This window comes from Lysobacter sp. Soil_N_51, assembly GCF_057655755.1.
Map to the genome: position 1 here is coordinate 508,270 of NZ_JBDGLR010000004.1, position 16,472 is coordinate 524,741.

The window sequence follows — 16,472 nt, forward strand, 5'->3', positions numbered from 1 at the left end:
CACAAGGACAGGCACGCTCCATGGCCGATAGCGGAACATCGCCGATCAAACCCTCGCGACCCTCGGTGGAAATCGACGGCCGGCGCCAGGACACGCTGACCAGTTCGTTGATGTCGTTGGACATCAGCGAATCGGAAGCGGGGTTGGCGTGCTGCGAGCTGGTGTTCGGCAACTGGGGCGGAGCGGACACGCCCGGCTTCCAGCATTTCGGCCGCGACCTGCTGGAGTTCGGCAAGCCGCTGACGATCAAGCTCGGCGACGCGAAACTGTTCGAAGGCCGGATCTCGGCGATCTCGGCCACGTATCCCGACGGCGGCACGCCGCAGATCGGCGTATGCGCCGAAGACCGATTGCAGGACCTGCGCATGACCCGGCGCACCCGCGGCTTCGCCGACGCCAGCCTGGCCGACGTGGCGCGCAGCATCGCCGGCGATCATGGTTTGCAGGCGCAGGTCGATCTTAGCGGCGAGAGTCACAAGCTGTTGGCGCAGGTCAATCAAAGCGACCTCGCCTTCCTGCGCGACCTCGCCCGTCACGAAGACGCGCAGATCTGGGTCGAAGGCACCCAGCTCAAGGCGGTGCAGCGCGCGCGCCGCAACGGTCCGTCGGTGGAATTGTCCTGGGCCGGGCCGCTGCGCGAATTCGAAGTGCGCGCCGACCTCGCCAATCAACGCACCCAGTTGACTGGCGCCGGCTGGAGCGTGACCGACAAGCGCGCGGCCAAACACGACGCCGACGACGCGGCGATCCGCGCCGAACTCGGCGGCAAGGACAGCGGCGCGCAGACCCTGCAACGCGCGTTCGGTAAACGCGCCGACACCCTGGTCCACGCCTGCCCGCTGTCCGACGGCGAAGCACGGGTGCTGGCCGAATCGAGTTTCCGGCATATGGCGCGGCGTTTCGTCGTCGGCCATGGCGTGGCCGAAACGCGCGATACCTTGCGCGTCGGCACGCGCCTCACCATCAAGGGCATCGGCCCGCTGTTCGAAGGCGACTACACCGTGACGCAGGTGCAGATCCGCTTCGATCCCAAACTGGGCATGCGCACCGAGTTCTGGTGCGACCGCCCGATGATCGGACGGGGAGGCTGAGCGATGCGCATCGTCGACCTGCCCGCCTACGAACAACTGCTGGACGAACGCCTGCCGATGGGCTGGGGCGGACGCTGGTACGGCGTGTTCGTGGCGCTGGTCACCGACATCAAGGACCCGGACAACCAGGGCCGGGTCAAGGTCGCGTTGCCGTGGTCGCCCGATGCCGGTGGGCAACGTTTCGAAGCGTGGGCGCGACTGGCGACGATGCTCGGCGGTAATAACCGCGGCAGTTGGTTCGTGCCGGATGTCGACGACGAAGTGCTGGTTGGTTTCGAACACGGCGATCCGTGCCGGCCGTGCGTGCTCGGCGGCCTTTGGAACGGCCGCGATAAACCGCCGGCCTCGATGGATGGCGCCGGCAAGAACTACAAGAAGGTGCTGCGTTCGCGCAACGGCGTGCAGATCACCCTCGACGATCAGGACGGCCGCGAACAACTGCTGCTGGAAACCCCGGGCGGCCAGACCTTCACCCTCAAGGACGGCCCGGGCGCGGTCGAGATCGCCGACAGCAACGGCAACTCGATCAAGCTCGAAACCGCCGGCATCACCATCACCGCCGCGGTCAAGGTCACCGTCAACGCCAGCCAGGTCGCGGTCAGCGCCGGCATGGTCACGGTCGATGCGGCGATGTCGAGTTTCTCCGGCGTGGTCAAGGCCGACACGGTCATCTGCAACAGCATCGTCAGCGCGTCGTACACGCCGGGCGCGGGGAATATCTGGTGAATACCGTCGATACCCGCACTCATTCCCCGTTCGCCCGCCGCACCGATGGCAGGAGGCCGCGATGAACCATCATCCGCTGCGCTGGCAAAGTCCGCAGCCGCTGTGGTCGCGTTTCGGCGACGACGCCGCTACGTCTTCGCTGGAGCAAGAACAGTCGCGACCGGCGATCCTGCGCTTCGCCAGCGACGAATTCATGGGACAGTTGCTCGGCACCCTCGCCCACGATCCGGCCCGGATCGACCGTCTGCTCGCGCGCGGCGAAACCTGGCGCAAGCCAATGGTCGACCCGCCCGATCTGGTCGAACGCGCGCCGCTGCCGCAACTGGTGCGCAGTGCGCGGCGCAGCACGACCGCGAAAGCCGCGCAGCCGCGGATTGCGCCCGAGCTCGCCGACGCGCTGCCGCTGAAGCTGTATCAGCCCGCGCATCAACGTCATTACCTCGCTACCGCCAGTCTGGTCTGCGGCATCCACGGCCTGCCCGAACACGCGCTGGTGCGCGGCGGCGCGGAAGAAGTCGGCATGGTGCTGCGGCGCCTGTTGCCCCTGCCCGGCGGCGCGGCCGATGCACTGCACGAATTCGCCTATATCAAGGACGCGCAGGGCGCGCGCTGGCAGCGATGCGACGAGGCCGGCTTCGTTCCCGGCGAAGAACGCCTGCCCGCGTTTTCGTTGAATTTCCTCGATCAGAACCAGCATCGGCGCAGCCTGTGGGCCGGCACGGTTCCGGTCGGCCGGCGCGAGGAATACCTCGGCGTGCGGGTCGATCCAAGCCCGGTCGAGAGCTTCGCCACCGCGCAACGGCAACAACTCGATGCGGCCACGACGACGGCAGCGCCAGCGTTGTCCAAGCTCGCGCGCATGTCGCAGTTCCAGATCGACGTCAGCGAACCGTGGAAGACCTTGATTCGCTCGGCTTACAAACTATCCACCGCGCCCGAGTCCACACCGCAGATCGGCGACGAGAGCGAGCCGCCGGCCGATCGCGTCACCCGCGCACTCAACTTCAATCTGCAACAGCAAAGCGCGTCGTGGCTGGTGCTGCTCGATTGCGCCGAGCATCTGAAGACCTACCTGCCCGACCTGTGGCAAGTGATCGTCGATAACGGCAACGGCTATGCGGCGATGTCGGATGCGCGCAAGAAGCTGTACGACTGGCTCGGCAAGCCGGCGATGAGCCCGGCGCTGATCGCCGCGCTCGGCAGCGGCGGCGAGTATCCGGCGATGGCCTCGATGCGCGCCGCGCTCAAGGCGATCAGCGCCGACGGCGTGGGCGCGCGCCTGGAAGCGAGCACCGCGACTTACGCCACCGGGACCAAGCCCGGCCAGGACACCCGCGGCCTGCCCGACTGGCCGCGTTTCCACTTCTGCCTGGCCGGCGTCGACACCGCGCTCGCCGCGACCGGGCCGTTTCTCGCGCTCGACGAACTCAACGGTTCGACTCCCGAAGTCGATCCCGATCCATCGGCCGGCACCGTGCCGGGCCAGGATGTCGCGCGCAAGGTCGATCGCTTCACCGCCTTGTTCGCGCGCGCGCTGGTGGCCACGGCCGAAACCGATGCACCACCGGTGCCGTTCGCGTTGCAGGTCAAGAACGCGCTCGGCAACAACCTCGGTGCCAATCTCGGCGACGGCGGCTGGTTCGTGCTGCGTTTCGTGCATGCGCGCCGCGACTGCGGGCCGCTGCACCCGCCGCTGCTGTCGGCGCCGACCCAGCGCTTCCGCCTCGCCGGCTTCTTCGATTCCGACGCGCCCGCGCGGCCGATCCGCATTTCGCTGCCGACCGATACCAGTCCGTCCGGTTTGCGCAAGCATCAACGCAATACCGCGTTCGTGCTGTCGGACATGCTGTGCGGCCAGGTGCAGCGCGCCAAGGGCATGGGCCTGGTCGATCTGGTGCTGTCGGTGCTGCCGTGGCCGTTCCACAAGGATCTGCCGGCCGGCGACGGCGGGCCGTGTCAGAGCGGCGGCATCAACATCGGAATGATCTGCTCGATATCGATTCCGATCATCACGATCTGTGCGCTGATCCTGCTGATCATCATCGTCACCCTGTTCGATCTGATCTTCCGCTGGCTGCCGTACTTCGTCATCTGCTTCCCGGTGCCGGGCCTGAAAGGCAAGAAGGAGGCGTCATGAACGACAGCGTATTCGGACGCGGGTTCTCGTTTCCGCCGCGGGTCGGCGCGGACGGCGGCTTCGTGTGGTCGTCGGGCGAAACCAATATCCGCGAATCGATCGCGATCATCCTCAAGACCGAGCCAGGCGAACGCGTCGGCCAGCCCGACTACGGCGCCGGTCTGGCGCGGTTCCTGTTCGAACCCAACAACGCCGGCACCCATGCGCGCATGCGCGAGGCCATGCAGCGCGCGCTGGCGCGCTGGGAACGGCGCATTCAAGTCGAAGACGTCGAGGTGATCGCGCATCCGAGCGAGGCCGAGACCGCGTTGGCGACGATCACCTACCGGCTGGTCGCCACCGCGTCGCGCGAGCGCATCAGCCTCGCCATTCCGCTGGCCGTGAACTGAGGCCGCCCCGATGCCGCTCGCACCCCCGCCCATCGACGATCGCCGCTACGCCCAACTGGTCGAGGACACGCTGGCGCGCGCGAGCGTGCACACGCCGGAGTGGACCAACTTCAATCAGAGCGACCCCGGCGTCACCCTGGTGCAGTTGTTCTCGTTCCTGACCGAGAACCTGCTGTACCGCGCCAACCTCACCCCCGAACGCAACCGGCTCAAGTTCCTGCAGATGCTGCGCATCCCGCTGGCCAGTGCCTCGGCCGCGCAGGGCCTGATCGCAATCGACAACGCGCGCGGCGAAGCGCGGGTGGAAACCCTGCCGGCGGATCTGGAAGTGCGCGCCGGCGCGGTACCGTTCCGCACCCAGCTCGGCCTGGACGTGCTGCCGGTCGAGGCGCGGGTGTATTTCAAGCGGCGGATCGAAGATCCCTCGCAGGAACTGCTCGATTACTACCGCCTGCTGTACGCGTCCTATCAACTGCCGTTCCCGGGCGAAGGCAAGGTGCAGCTGTACAAGACCCTGGCGCTGGACCGCAAGGTCGTCGACAGCGTCGATCTCAACGCCGACACCGTCGACCGTTCGCTGTGGATCGCGCTGCTCGCGCGCGCCAACGACACGCCCGGCGATCCGGACGATCCGTGGAAGCACCTGCGCGATCAGCTCGGCGGCCGCACCTTGACCCTCGGCCTGGTGCCGGCGCTGGACGCGACCAGCGCGCAGCTGTTACCGGCCGGCAACGCGCAAAGCCGCAATCTGCTGCGCTTCGAATTGCCGAACGTGCCCGCCGATGGCCGGGTGCCGCGCGATGGCGACGACCGCCCCGCGCCGGCGTATCGGCAACTCGAACCGCGTACCGACGTGGATCTGCTGTCGGTGCCCGGCGTGGTCCAGCTGAGTCTGCCCGCGGCCGATCAGCTGCGGGTGTGGCGCGACATCGACCCGCTCGAAGGCGGCGTCGGCGCGATGCCGCCGAGCCTGGACGATCCGGCGCTGGCCGCGCGCGCGATCACCTGGCTGCGCATCTCCGCCGACGGCGCGGCGCAGGCGCGCTTGCGCTGGGCCGGCATCAACGCCACCCCGATCCGGCAGATCCAGCGCATCGCCGCCGAACCGCTGGCCGACGGCGACGGCCGCCCCGATCAACTGCGGCGCCTGTCGCGTCGTCCGGTGTTGCGCGGCTCGGTCAACGTGCTGACCCGGCTCGGCGACGGCAGCGCGCAACGCTGGAGCGAGATCGACGATCTCGCCGCGGCCGCGCCGGAAGTGCCGATCGCCGATCCGCGCAGCAGCGCGCGCGATGCGGTCTGCACCACGCCCGGCCCGACCGATGTGTTCGAACTCGATCCCGAGGCAGGCGAACTGCGTTTCGGCGACGGCCTGCGCGGCCGCCGCCTGCCGCTGGGCGCGCGGGTGTTCGCCTCGTACGAATTCTGCCTCGGCGCGCAAGGCAACGTCGCCGAGGCGGCGATCGATAACGCGCCGCAACTGCCGTCGGGCTTCGCCGTCGCCAACCCGGTGCGGACCTGGGGCGGCGCCGATGCCGAGAGCACCGACAGCGGCGAGAAACAGGTACGCCGTTATCTGCAACATCGCGATCGCATGGTCAGCGTCGACGATTTCGAATCGATCGCCTGCCGCGCGCCCGGCGTGCAGATCGGCCGCATCGAAGTGCTGCCAGCGTTCCATCCCGATCTTGCTCCGAACGAACCGGGTTCGGCGCCGGGCGTGGTCACCGTGCTGGCGATTCCGCGCCACGACCCGGGCCAGCCCGATGCGCCGCGCGCGGATCGTCCGTTCCTCAACGCGCTGTGCCGGCATCTGGACCCGCGCCGTCTGGTCACCACCGAACTGGTCGTGCGCGGCGCCGATTACAAGGGCCTGTGGATTTCGGTCGGCATCGAGGCCGCGGCCGGTTACGCGATCGCGCAAGTGGTCGACGACGTGAAGCGCCGCTTGCGCGAGGCGCTCGCGCCGATCGGCCCGGCCGGGGCGATGCCGCGCGAGGCCGCGCTGTTCGCGCCGCGCACCGCCGACCCCGCGCGCGGCTGGCCGCTGCGCACCGCGGTCGCGAGCCGGGTATTGCTGGCCGAAGTCGCGCGCGTGTCCGGCGTGACCTCGGTCGCCGATGTGCTGTTGGCCGAAGGCGAACGCAGTCAGAGCGACGTGATCGAAATGACCGGCCTGCAATTGCCGCGCATTCTCGGCATCTCGGTGGTGGTCGGCGATCCGTTGCCGATCGATGCGCTGCGCGGCGGCGGCAACAGCGGCAGCGGCGGCGGTGGCTCCAGCGGCAGCACCAGGCCGGTGCTGCCGGTGCCGATCGTGCCGGAGACCTGCTGATGAACGTCAACGGCGCGCGCTTCCAGATGCTGTTCGGCCACGACGACTGGTCGCGTTGCCGCGGCAGCGACGCGCAGCCGTTGGCGTTGTGGTGGGATGCGCTGGTCAGCCCCATGCCGCTGCCGCCGGACGACCTGCCGGGTTGGGACGAAACCCGTTCGGAGATTTCACTGCAGCCGCAGCTGATCGAACTGCCCGCCACCTCCGGCGAATTGCGCCTGACCCTGGACGCGCGCCGCGGCGCCAGCGCCGATCGCAACGGCAATGTCTACCGCATCGCCGACGATGCGCGCTCGCTGCTCGTGACCTCCTCGGGCAGCGGCAACGAAAGCGCGTTCTGGCCGGCGCAACCGGCCGATTGCGGCGCCGAGCGCGGCGAACTGCGGCTCGCGTTCGAAGCCGCGCAGCCGTCGCGCGAACCGATCGCCGAACGGTACCTGGCCTTGACCACGACCCAGGACGACTACCTGGTGATCGCCTTCGCCCGCGGCACGCTGCGCGGCTTGATGAGTTTCGACCTGATCTCCGGCGGCCCGCCGCTGCAGACCCAATGGCCCGACGCAATCCCGTTCGAGCCGTTCGCGATGTGCTCACGCCACGGCGGCGGCGCCTGGGTGCTCGACCGCGCGCACCGGCAGCTGTGGGAACTCGACTGCACCCTGGCCGTAATCAACGCCGGCCACGGCATGATCGAAGTCGCGCCGGCGCAGGTCGACGATTTCCAGCCGCTGTCCGGACCGCCGCGCGAGCAAACGGCACAGCGCTTTCCCGGCGGCCTCGATCTGGCCAAGACCGCGGTTGCGCTGCTCGACCCGATCGCGATCCAGTCGCACGGCGAAGGCCGGGTGATGGTGCTCAATCGCGATCTCGCCGGGCAGCGCTCGCAGGTCGTGCGCCTGCAGCGCGACGGCGACGGTTGGGGCGTGGATGCCTCGCAATGGCTCGACGCCCTGCCCGCGCTCGCCCACGACATGGTCTACGCCGAGGGCCTGGGGCAAGGCGGCGGCGGCGACGAAGCGCGTTTGTTTATCGCCAGCGAGATCGGCAACCAGGTGCATGGGTTCGAAGTGATCGACCACGACGGCCGCTTCAGCCTGCGCGCGCCGGCCGAACTGTATCCGTTGCGCCGCTACGGCGGCCGCGCCCTGGTCGCGGTGGCCGGCAAGGCGCACTACGACTGCGGCACCGCGCAACCGCGCTGGACTCCGGTCGTACAGCAGCATCGCCAGCGCTTTGCCGCGCAGGCGGTACTGGTGACGCCGGTGTTCGACGCCGACGAACTCGGCACGGTCTGGGACAAGCTGCTGTTCGATGGCAGCGTGCCGCCCGATTGCGAGGTCGAGATCGAAAGCCGCGCCGGCGACGAGCTCAGCGGCTGGTTCGACGGTCAATTGCAACCGGCCGACGACGCGCAGGTGATCGGCGGCTGGCAACGCGAACCACAGCCGCGCTTGCGCAGCGATGGTCCGGAACTGCCGTGGCTGCGTCGCGAAGCCGCGCGCGCGACCCGCCGCGAAGCCGGCGCCGGCACCTGGGAACTGCTGCTGCAACACGCGCGCGGCCGCTATCTGCAACTGCGGCTGACTTTGCGCAGCCGCAACGGCACCACCGCGCCGCGCCTGCGCGCGCTGCGGCTGTGGGCGCCGCGGTTCTCCTACCCGCAACGTTTTCTTCCCGCGGTGTACCGCGAAGACGTCGACAACGGCGATTTCCTCGAACGCTGGCTGGCCAATTGCGAAAGCAGCCTGACCCAGATCGAGGACCGCATCGTCAATGTCGAATCACTGTTCGACGCGCGCAGCGTCCCGCAGGACGCGCTGCCGTGGCTGGCCGGCTGGTTCGATCTGGCCCTGGACCCGTCCTGGGACGAACGCCGGCATCGCCTGCTGGTCCAGCACGCGATGGATTTCTTCCGCTGGCGCGGCACCGTGCACGGCCTGCGCATCGCCTTGTCGCTGGCGTTCGAAAGCGACTTCGATCCGATCGTGTTCGACGGCCCGCGCGCGCAGGACGAAGGCGCCGGGCGCATCCGCATCGTCGAGGCGTACCAGACGCGTCTGGTCGAGACCTTGGTCGCGCAGGCGTTGCCGCCCGTGCAGGTCGGCTTCGATCAAGACAGCGGTCCACGCACCGTGCAGCGCGGACGTTTGTGGACGCCGGCCGAAGGCAATGCCGGGCTCGCCGATCGCTATGCGGCCTGGCAGCAGCGCACGGCCACGCCGCTGCAACAGATCACGCCGTTCTCGCTGGCGCCGCCAAGCGACGCCGATGCGGCGCAGGACTGGCGCGCCTTCGCCAGCGCCGAACTGGGCTTCGTGCCCGGCGTCGGCGCGGCCGAACGCGCGCGCTGGCAATCGTTCCTGCAAGCGCGCTACGTCCAGATCGACGCCTTGAACCGCGCCCATACCAGCGCCTGGACCGGCTTCGACGATGTCTTGCTACCGGCCGCGCCGCCGACCGAGCAGGCCGCAACCGACGACTGGCGCGACTACTGCGCGCGCAGCGCCGGCTCGCGCGAACGCAAGCTGTGGCAGGACTTCCTCGCCCGCCGTTATCGCCGGATCGAACGCCTGCGCGCCGCGCACGCCAATGCCTGGGCCGATTTCGAACACGTGCCGCTGCCCGATCGCCTGCCAGCGAGTTTCGCCGCGCAGACCGACTGGCTGCAGTTCGAACGCCAGTTGCTGGCGATGCATCGCACCGCGCACCGCTTTTCGGTGTTGCTGCCGGTCGCCAGCGTGATCGCTGATCCGTATGCCTTGGAGCAACGCCTGGGCGTGGCGCGACGCATCGTCGAACTGGAAAAACCCGCGCACACCGTGTTCGACGTGCGCTTCTACTGGGCCTTCAACCGCGTCGGCGAAGCGCGGCTTGGGCTCGATACACAGTTGGGTGCCGGCAGCCGCGCGAGCGAGCTGATCCCCGATGCCGTGGTGGGCCGTGCCTACCTCGGCGCCAGTTTCGTCGGCGGTCGCGCGCGCCTGTCAGGCCGCGACCGGCTGTCGCTCGAATGCTGAGCGCTAAAGATTCCAGGAGTTGAACCATGGGCTGCTGCAACGAACCGGTGACCACTCTGACGGGCCTGCCCGCGGACCCCGCACAGCACGTCAATTACGAGCGCGGCATGGTGCTCGGCGTCGACGACTTCAAACAGGAGTTCGCCTATCTGGCCGGACGCGACCGATGGCTGGCGCGCGACGCGCTCGGCTACGGCACGCTCAGCGGCCTGCGCGTGTACCTGGAGGACGACGGCAGCGATGGTCCGCGCCTGCACGTGAGCGCGGGCTCCGCGCTGTCGCCGGGCGGCCGCCTGATCTGCGTGCCGGCCGACCAGTGCGCATTGATCAACCGCTGGCTGGCCAAGACCGACAACGCGGCGATGGTCGCGCGCATGCTCGATCCCACCCTGCCGCCGAACTCGCCGCCGGTGGTGACCGCCGGCGCGGTCTCGCTGTACCTCGGTCTGTGTTACGCCGACTGCCAGACCCGGCCGGTGCCGATTCCCGGCGAACCCTGCCGCTCCGAGGACGAGCTGATGAAGCCCTCGCGCGTGGCCGACGATTTTCGTCTGGAACTGCGCGAACACCCGCCGGTGCAGGTCGAGGAAGAGGCGCTGCGCGACTTCGTCCATTGGCTGCGCGGCAACATCAACGTGATCGACACCAGCCCGCCGCTGTCGCCCGATCCGAACGCATGGCGCACCGCGTTGCGCAGCGCGGTGCAACCGTGGATCGACGCGCAGAGCGCGTCGCCGCCGCTGTCGCCGCCGGCCAGCGCGCAGAGCCTGGGCGATTATCTGTTCGACCTGGGTTCGCCCGGCCTGGACATCGCGCGCGAGCAACAATGCGAGTTCCTGCGCGTCGCCTTCGGTTTCTGGATCAGCGAACTGCGCCCGCTGTGGATGGCGATGCGCTGTCACGGCCCGCAGTACCCCGACAGCGATTGCGTACTCCTCGCCTCGCTGACCATGCAGATCAGCTGGATCGGCGGCTCGCCGAGCGGGGTGTGGCAGGTCGACGGCAGCCCGGCCAGTCTGCAGCTCGACGAAAGCGCGCGGCCCTATCTGATCCATCAGCGGATGCTGCAGGAATGGGCGCTGTGCGGCTGCGATTGCGCCGGCAGCGACGATGCATTCGGCGGGCCGATGGCGCTGATGCAGGCGTCTTCGGAAGATTCGTTCGAAGGCCTCGCGCTGGACCCGCCGCCGCTGCCGCCGCCGGTGCAGTTCCTCGAACAGGACGGCGTACTCGAAGGCCAGCCTCGGATCGTGATCGGACGCGGCGGCGGCAAGGCCGCGCTGACCCTGCCGCCGTCGACGCCGGCCAACGCCGGCCGCCAGGTGGTGGTCAAGAACGCCGACCTAACCAGTCTGATCCTGCAACCCGACGCGCAGTCCGGCGACGGCATCGACGGCCTGGCCGAATTGTCGGTCAAGAAGAAGAAAGCCATCACCCTGATCGCCGACGGCGCCGGGCAGTGGCATTCGATCGCGACAGCGTGAGGCGGCCATGAGCACTCTCGACAACGTCCTGCAACTGCAGCAGCCCTTGAAGGAAGGCGGCATCCGCCAGGTCAATTTCTTCAACGGCCGACTGCTGACCGGCAAGGACCTGGCGCGCGAACAACTCGCCCATCGCCAGGCCGATGCGCGCCTGGGCCTGGCACTCGGCGACGGCGTGGCGTTCGGCCTGGAAGCCGCGCGCGATGCCGATCTCGATCAGGCCAACGCGCCGGTGTTGCGGGTGCGCGCCGGGCTTGCGATCAATCGCCTCGGCCAGACCTTGCGCCTGGGCGCCGACACCAGCGTCGCGCTGACCCGCCGCTACGATGCCGACGACGGCGGCGACGGCTGCCAATGCGTGTTCGCGCAATGCAACCCGCTCGCCGACGGCACCTACGTCGCCGGCGCCGGCGTGTACGTGCTGACGATCGCGCCGGCGCAATCGAGCGAAGGCCGCGCGCCGAGCAACGGCCTGGACCCGTCCAACGTGCGTTGCAACACCGACGCCACCGTCGATGCGGTGCAGTTCCGCTTGCTCGCGATCAATCCACTGCGCTTCGCCGATCTCGACCCGTCCTCGCCGCTGTTCCGCAATCGCCTGGCCTACCGCTGCTTCGGCGTGGAAGCGCGCGACGCCAATGCATTCGACCCGTGGCGGGTGGACCCGCCGAGCTACGGCCTGATCGACGAACTGCGCAGCGGCGCGCTGAGCGACTGCGACGTACCGATCGCGCTGGTGTACTGGACCACGGCCGGACTGAACTTCGTCGACACCTGGGCGGTGCGGCGCGCGCTGCTCGAACCCGACGCGCTGTCGGGCTTCTCGTTCCAGCGCAATCCGCTGGTTCCCGGCGAGTTGTCCTCGTTCGCGTTCGTCGCGCGCGCACGGCGGCTGGTCGAGGCGCATGCGATGTGCGCGCAGTTTCAGCAGCAACTGGGCGACGTGCTGGCCGCGAGCGGCGCGCCCGCGGCATTGAACGCAAGCGAATATTTCCGCTACCTGCCGCCGTTCGGGATGGTGCCGCTGCAACGGCTTCCGCTGCGCGGATTCGACGATGCGGCGTTCTTCAACGGCATCGCGCGACGGCCGGGACCGGGTTCGCAACAGGGCACGCCGTTCATCGACGTGCGTCAACTCGGCGCCGTGCAACAGCGCGCGCTCGAGCATGCGCCGGTCGACCTGGGGCAACGCGAATTCCTGTGGGTCTGGCGCCCCTGGCAGAACGCGAAGGCCCTGCACGACAACCAATCCGTACAACCGATGCTGGCCTTCGCCAGCGGCCAACTGCCCGACTTCGCGTCGCCCAGGCTCGACATGGCGCGCTTCGACTACAGCAACTACGCGAACTGCTGCGAAAGCGCGTAGCACAACCGATCAGGAGGATTTATGGCGATCTTGGACACCGTACGCCCCGGGGACGTGATCTCTTCGGATCTGCTCAACCGGATCATCGGGCTGCTCAACGAGCACGATGCGTTGCTGGCCGGGGGCAACGGCGGCGGCTCCCAGACCGGGCTGCTGCTGACCGGTTTCTCGCCGGCGCAACAGCAGAACATCGGCAAGAACCTGACCCTGTTCGGCAATTTCGATTTCCCGCTGGCGACCAACGCCGTCTCGATCGACGGCGTGCCGATCTCGCCGGCCGCGCTGCTCGCCGGCAGCAACAACATCCAGCTGGTCTTCACCATTCCGACCAACCTCAGCGTGCCGTCGGGCCAGACCAAGTCGGTGCTGGTGCGCATCGTCAATTCCAAGGGCACCGACCAAAAACCCTATGTGCTGCTGCCGCAGGTGGCGGGCGCGCCCAATCCCAGCATCAGCGACGCGCGCGACGTCGCCTCCGGCAACGCCATCTTGCGTTCGTCGCGCGAGGCGCGAATCACCGGACTCAATTTCGCCACGCCGGCCGCCGGCAATCAGGTCAGCCTGGTGCTCAATCCGGGCCCGGCCCAGGTCAGTTTCCCGCTCGTGGTCAAGGCCGGTTCGCAGATCCAGACCGCGCCGCTGCCCTCGACCTTGCTGGTCGATATGCCGGCGCTGACCAACGCCCACGGCATCGCGATCGGCGATTCCGCGCCGGCGACGCTCAGCGTGACCGTGCCCAACGCCAACGTCGCCGCGACCCTGGGCATCTCGCTGGAACGCACCGCATGACGGCATCACCCGTCGTCGTATCCACACCGCACCGTCCCACCGCACGCACCCCGCGCAAATATCCGAGGACCATTCGATGAGCACCCTATTCACTACTCTGGCGCCACGATTGTTGCTGGCGTGCGCGCTGGCGGCCTGGTCGTGCCTGGCGGCGGCAGCGCCCGCTTCGAGCTTCGACATCACCGTGCCCAACCGCAACGGGCCGGGGCAATTGCAGATCAGCGCGCTCAAGATCACCTTGCAGTTGGACACCTCGGCCAACATCGCGGTGAACCTGCAGGAGGCCGGCAGCGGCGCGCTGGCGACCGAGAGCATGGTCCTGACCAACGCGAACAACGATTGTTTTCTCGCGCCCGACGACGCTTGCTTCAAGACCTTTCCGAACACGCCGGCCGGAGCGGTCAGCGCCGACCGCCTGACCGTGATCAAGTCGCAGCAGGCCGGCGCGGATCCCGGCGGCGCCGACAACAAGCTGGTGCTGGTGCTGCGCCTGCGTTCGAACTTGAACGAAGGCGGCGGCTGCACCTCCACCCTGCTCGCTCCAGAAACCTGGACGGTCAGCGTGGTCGGCGGCGCGGCGCGGATCGTCGCCGCTTCGGTCCAGAGCCTGGACAAGCAGACCGTCGGCGCCGGCAATCCCGCCTGCGGCACCGCATTCCGGCCGATACCGCGCAACGACGGGCCGGTCGCGAGCATCAGCGGCACGCCGCAGATTCTGTCCGGCGGCCGGATCGGCGTCGACGCGGTGATGGTGCTGGATCATTCCGGCAGCATGTCCGACGCGGTCAGCGCCTCGCCCGGCGCGCCGACCAAGATGGTGCGCCTGCACGAAGCCACCGCCACCTTCATCGACATGTGGAAGGCGCTGCGCGACAACGAATGCCAGAACTTCGCCGTCGCCTGCCCGGCCAACGGCGGCGCGCCGGCGGTGCAAGGGCCGGTGGACCGGCTCGGCGTGGTCTATTTCGATCACGACATCAAGTGGCTGAAGGAACTGCAGGCCAGCTCCGGCATCGACGGCCTCAAGGAATTCGGCGACCTCAACCTGGCCACCGAGAAGACCGCGATCGCCGCGGTCGGTCCAGCCGGCGCCACCTCGATCGGCGGCGGCCTGCTCAAGGGCGCGCAAGCGCTGGCGCCGGCTCCGTCGGAACCCAATCGCAAGATCGTGCTGCTGATGAGCGACGGCCAGCAGAACACCGATCCGCTCGCGCAGGTGAGCGGATCGCAGGTGCAGACCACCACCGGCGGCGGCGCCCCGGTCGCGCTGCCGAATCAGCCGCCGGTGCAGATTTACGGCGTGACCGTCGGCACCGGCGTGGCGGTGGACGCAACCATCAACCAGCAGGCTTCGATCGCCAGCAACGGTTTCTATCTCAATACCGAAGACGACGCGGCGATCCTGCCCAACCTGTTCGTGCAAGTGCTGCAGAACGCGGTCCGCTTCAGTTCGGTGGAAACGCTGCGGGTCATCAGCGACGTCACCACCGAATCCACGTCGTTCGAGACCAGCTTCCCGGTCACCACCGGCACCCATAGTCTGGCGTTCAATCTGAACTGGAACGCGGCGATGGGTTCGCTGCGGGTGCGGCTGACGCCGCCGGCCGGCGCGGCGCCGATCGACTTCATTCCCTCCACCGCGACCCTCGGCGGGCGCCTGATCGGCAATGTCGCGTTCCCGCGCGTGGGCGTTGCGCAAAGCGCCGGCGTGTGGAAGTTGCAGGTGCTGGGCGGCGGCAAGCCGGTCGCGTTCAATCTGTCGCTGCTGGGCGACGACTCCGACGTCAATTCGGTGCTGGGCCCGGTCGCGGCCGAGTATGCGGTCGGCGGCAAGATCAAGCTCAGCGCGCAGGTCAACGATCTCGACCAGCCGTTGCGCGGCTTGAACAGCCAGCCCGCGGCGCAGGTCAAGGTGTTCGTGGTCAAGCCCGGCAACAACCTGGGCGACGTACTGTCCGACGCCAACGTGCAAGGCGGATCGGCGCCTCAAGGCGACCAGGCCAGCGCGGCGCAGCTCAAGCTCAAGGCCTTGCTCGCGGCCGATCCGGACGCGCTCAAGCACGCCAACGAAACCATCACCCTGCTCGATAACGGCGCCGCCGCGAACGGCGACAGCAAGGCCGACGACGGCCGCTACAGCGCGCTGGTGCCGGCCGATTTCGAAGGCCACTACCAGTTCGTGTTCCTGGTCGAAGGCAAATCCGAATCCGGCGGCCAGTTCGTGCGCCAGCAGATCCGCACCGTGCATGTGCGCTCGCTGCCCGATCCGAGCAAGACCCAGTACAGCAGCAATATCGTGACGACCGATGGCGGCAAGGCGGTGGTCATCATCGCCACGCCGAAGAACGTGCTCGGCGGCAAGATGGGTCCGGGCTGGGCCAACTACTTCTGGTTCAACGCGCAGGGCCAGGCGCCGGTCAAGCCCAAGGACAATCTGGACGGTACCTACACCGTGCAGATTCCGTTCACCGGCACGCCGCCGAAGGTCTCGCTGCACTTCCTGCCCGAACCGATCTATCGCCCCGACGGCTTCGTGCCGCCGGCCGGCACCCTGACACCCGGCAACAGCATCGGCGACGACATCATCAACAATGGTCCGACGGGTCCGGGCCAGCCGTGGTGGAAGCGCTGGTGGTGGGTGATCCTGATCGTGCTGTTGCTGCTGTTCCTGCTGCTGCGGCGCAAGTGAGCACGGCATGCGGCCGGACGCGCATCGCGATCTGAAGCAGTTTGGCGGCATCAGGCTGCGCAGCGTCACGCTGCGCGGCACTGAGCGCGATCGCCTGCTCGCCCGGCTGCGGCTGGAACGCGCGCTCGATGCGGTCGACTGGACGCCGCGCGGCCTGCCCGCCGGCGGCCTGTTGCTGGTGCGCCGATTGGTCGCGGCGCGCGGCGGGCGTACCACGCTGGCGCGCACGGTGACTCAGGCGCTGCACGAACACAGCCGCAACGCGCGCCGGCCGTGGCTGGACGAACAGGCCGTCGACGCCGAGGCGGTGTGGTTCGATCGCGGCGAACTCGCCGCCTGCCTGGCCCGCGACGCATTGCGCGGGCGGGTTTCGCAGCGATGGTGGTGGCCCGGCGTTCTGGAAGGACGCGATCCCGGGCAATGGCTGCGCGAGCACGTGCTGGACCATG

General features: G+C 68.6%; 11 protein-coding genes. 10 read left to right on the plus strand and 1 reads right to left on the minus strand.

The window, feature by feature from the left end; translation table 11 throughout:
* The first annotated feature begins 20 nt into the window (after positions 1–20).
* The 10 genes from AC3A4T_RS09455 to AC3A4T_RS09500 all read left to right on the plus strand — a co-directional run bounded on the left by AC3A4T_RS09455 (position 21) and on the right by AC3A4T_RS09500 (position 16,023).
* Positions 21–1,091, plus strand: a complete 1,071-nt coding sequence (locus AC3A4T_RS09455; protein ID WP_487675152.1) for a phage late control D family protein — start codon at positions 21–23, stop codon at positions 1,089–1,091.
* 3 nt (positions 1,092–1,094) lie between these two features.
* Positions 1,095–1,817, plus strand: a complete 723-nt coding sequence (locus AC3A4T_RS09460) for a phage baseplate assembly protein V (RefSeq protein WP_487675153.1) — start codon at positions 1,095–1,097, stop codon at positions 1,815–1,817.
* Between the two features lie 61 nt (positions 1,818–1,878).
* Positions 1,879–3,954 (plus strand): hypothetical protein, encoded by a 2,076-nt coding sequence (locus AC3A4T_RS09465; protein WP_487675154.1) that lies wholly within the window; start codon positions 1,879–1,881, stop codon positions 3,952–3,954.
* Positions 3,951–4,343, plus strand: a complete 393-nt coding sequence (locus tag AC3A4T_RS09470) for a GPW/gp25 family protein (protein WP_056114557.1) — start codon at positions 3,951–3,953, stop codon at positions 4,341–4,343. The genes AC3A4T_RS09465 and AC3A4T_RS09470 overlap by 4 nt, the downstream gene beginning before the upstream one ends.
* Before the next feature lie 10 nt (positions 4,344–4,353).
* A complete protein-coding gene (locus AC3A4T_RS09475; RefSeq protein ID WP_487675155.1) occupies positions 4,354–6,678 on the plus strand; it encodes a baseplate J/gp47 family protein in 2,325 nt (774 codons plus the stop codon).
* On the plus strand, positions 6,678–9,695 hold the full coding sequence (locus AC3A4T_RS09480; RefSeq protein ID WP_487675156.1) for a phage tail protein: 3,018 nt from the start codon (positions 6,678–6,680) through the stop codon (positions 9,693–9,695). Before AC3A4T_RS09475 ends, AC3A4T_RS09480 begins: the two co-directional genes overlap by 1 nt.
* A 47-nt stretch (positions 9,696–9,742) precedes the next feature.
* On the plus strand, positions 9,743–11,179 hold the full coding sequence (locus AC3A4T_RS09485; protein ID WP_487675157.1) for a hypothetical protein: 1,437 nt from the start codon (positions 9,743–9,745) through the stop codon (positions 11,177–11,179).
* 7 nt (positions 11,180–11,186) lie between these two features.
* The gene (locus AC3A4T_RS09490) at positions 11,187–12,545 is read left to right on the plus strand and encodes a hypothetical protein (RefSeq protein ID WP_487675158.1); all 1,359 of its coding nucleotides are present in this window, start codon (positions 11,187–11,189) and stop codon (positions 12,543–12,545) included.
* Positions 12,546–12,566: 21 nt separating this feature from the next.
* Complete coding sequence (locus AC3A4T_RS09495) at positions 12,567–13,334, plus strand: hypothetical protein (RefSeq protein ID WP_487675159.1); 768 nt, start codon at positions 12,567–12,569, stop codon at positions 13,332–13,334.
* 76 nt (positions 13,335–13,410) lie between these two features.
* Positions 13,411–16,023 carry a vWA domain-containing protein gene (locus AC3A4T_RS09500; protein WP_487675160.1) on the plus strand — a complete coding sequence of 871 codons (2,613 nt, stop codon included), beginning with the start codon at positions 13,411–13,413 and terminating at the stop codon, positions 16,021–16,023.
* On the opposite strand, the gene AC3A4T_RS09505 is transcribed toward AC3A4T_RS09500, so the two are convergent.
* Positions 15,920–16,471 carry a hypothetical protein gene (locus tag AC3A4T_RS09505; RefSeq protein ID WP_487675161.1) on the minus strand — a complete coding sequence of 184 codons (552 nt, stop codon included), beginning with the start codon at positions 16,469–16,471 and terminating at the stop codon, positions 15,920–15,922. The genes AC3A4T_RS09500 and AC3A4T_RS09505 overlap by 104 nt on opposite strands.
* Position 16,472 lies beyond the last annotated feature (1 nt).

What these genes read in the sequence shown, in the direction of transcription:
- AC3A4T_RS09455 (WP_487675152.1), top strand. Translation starts at nt 21, where the DNA reads ATGGCCGATAGCGGAACATCGCCGATCAAACCCTCGCGACCCTCGGTG.
- AC3A4T_RS09460 (WP_487675153.1), top strand. Translation starts at nt 1,095, where the DNA reads ATGCGCATCGTCGACCTGCCCGCCTACGAACAACTGCTGGACGAACGC.
- AC3A4T_RS09465 (WP_487675154.1), top strand. Translation starts at nt 1,879, where the DNA reads ATGAACCATCATCCGCTGCGCTGGCAAAGTCCGCAGCCGCTGTGGTCG.
- AC3A4T_RS09470 (WP_056114557.1), top strand. Translation starts at nt 3,951, where the DNA reads ATGAACGACAGCGTATTCGGACGCGGGTTCTCGTTTCCGCCGCGGGTC.
- AC3A4T_RS09475 (WP_487675155.1), top strand. Translation starts at nt 4,354, where the DNA reads ATGCCGCTCGCACCCCCGCCCATCGACGATCGCCGCTACGCCCAACTG.
- AC3A4T_RS09480 (WP_487675156.1), top strand. Translation starts at nt 6,678, where the DNA reads ATGAACGTCAACGGCGCGCGCTTCCAGATGCTGTTCGGCCACGACGAC.
- AC3A4T_RS09490 (WP_487675158.1), top strand. Translation starts at nt 11,187, where the DNA reads ATGAGCACTCTCGACAACGTCCTGCAACTGCAGCAGCCCTTGAAGGAA.
- AC3A4T_RS09495 (WP_487675159.1), top strand. Translation starts at nt 12,567, where the DNA reads ATGGCGATCTTGGACACCGTACGCCCCGGGGACGTGATCTCTTCGGAT.
- AC3A4T_RS09500 (WP_487675160.1), top strand. Translation starts at nt 13,411, where the DNA reads ATGAGCACCCTATTCACTACTCTGGCGCCACGATTGTTGCTGGCGTGC.
- AC3A4T_RS09505 (WP_487675161.1), bottom strand. Translation starts at nt 16,471, where the DNA reads ATGGTCCAGCACGTGCTCGCGCAGCCATTGCCCGGGATCGCGTCCTTC.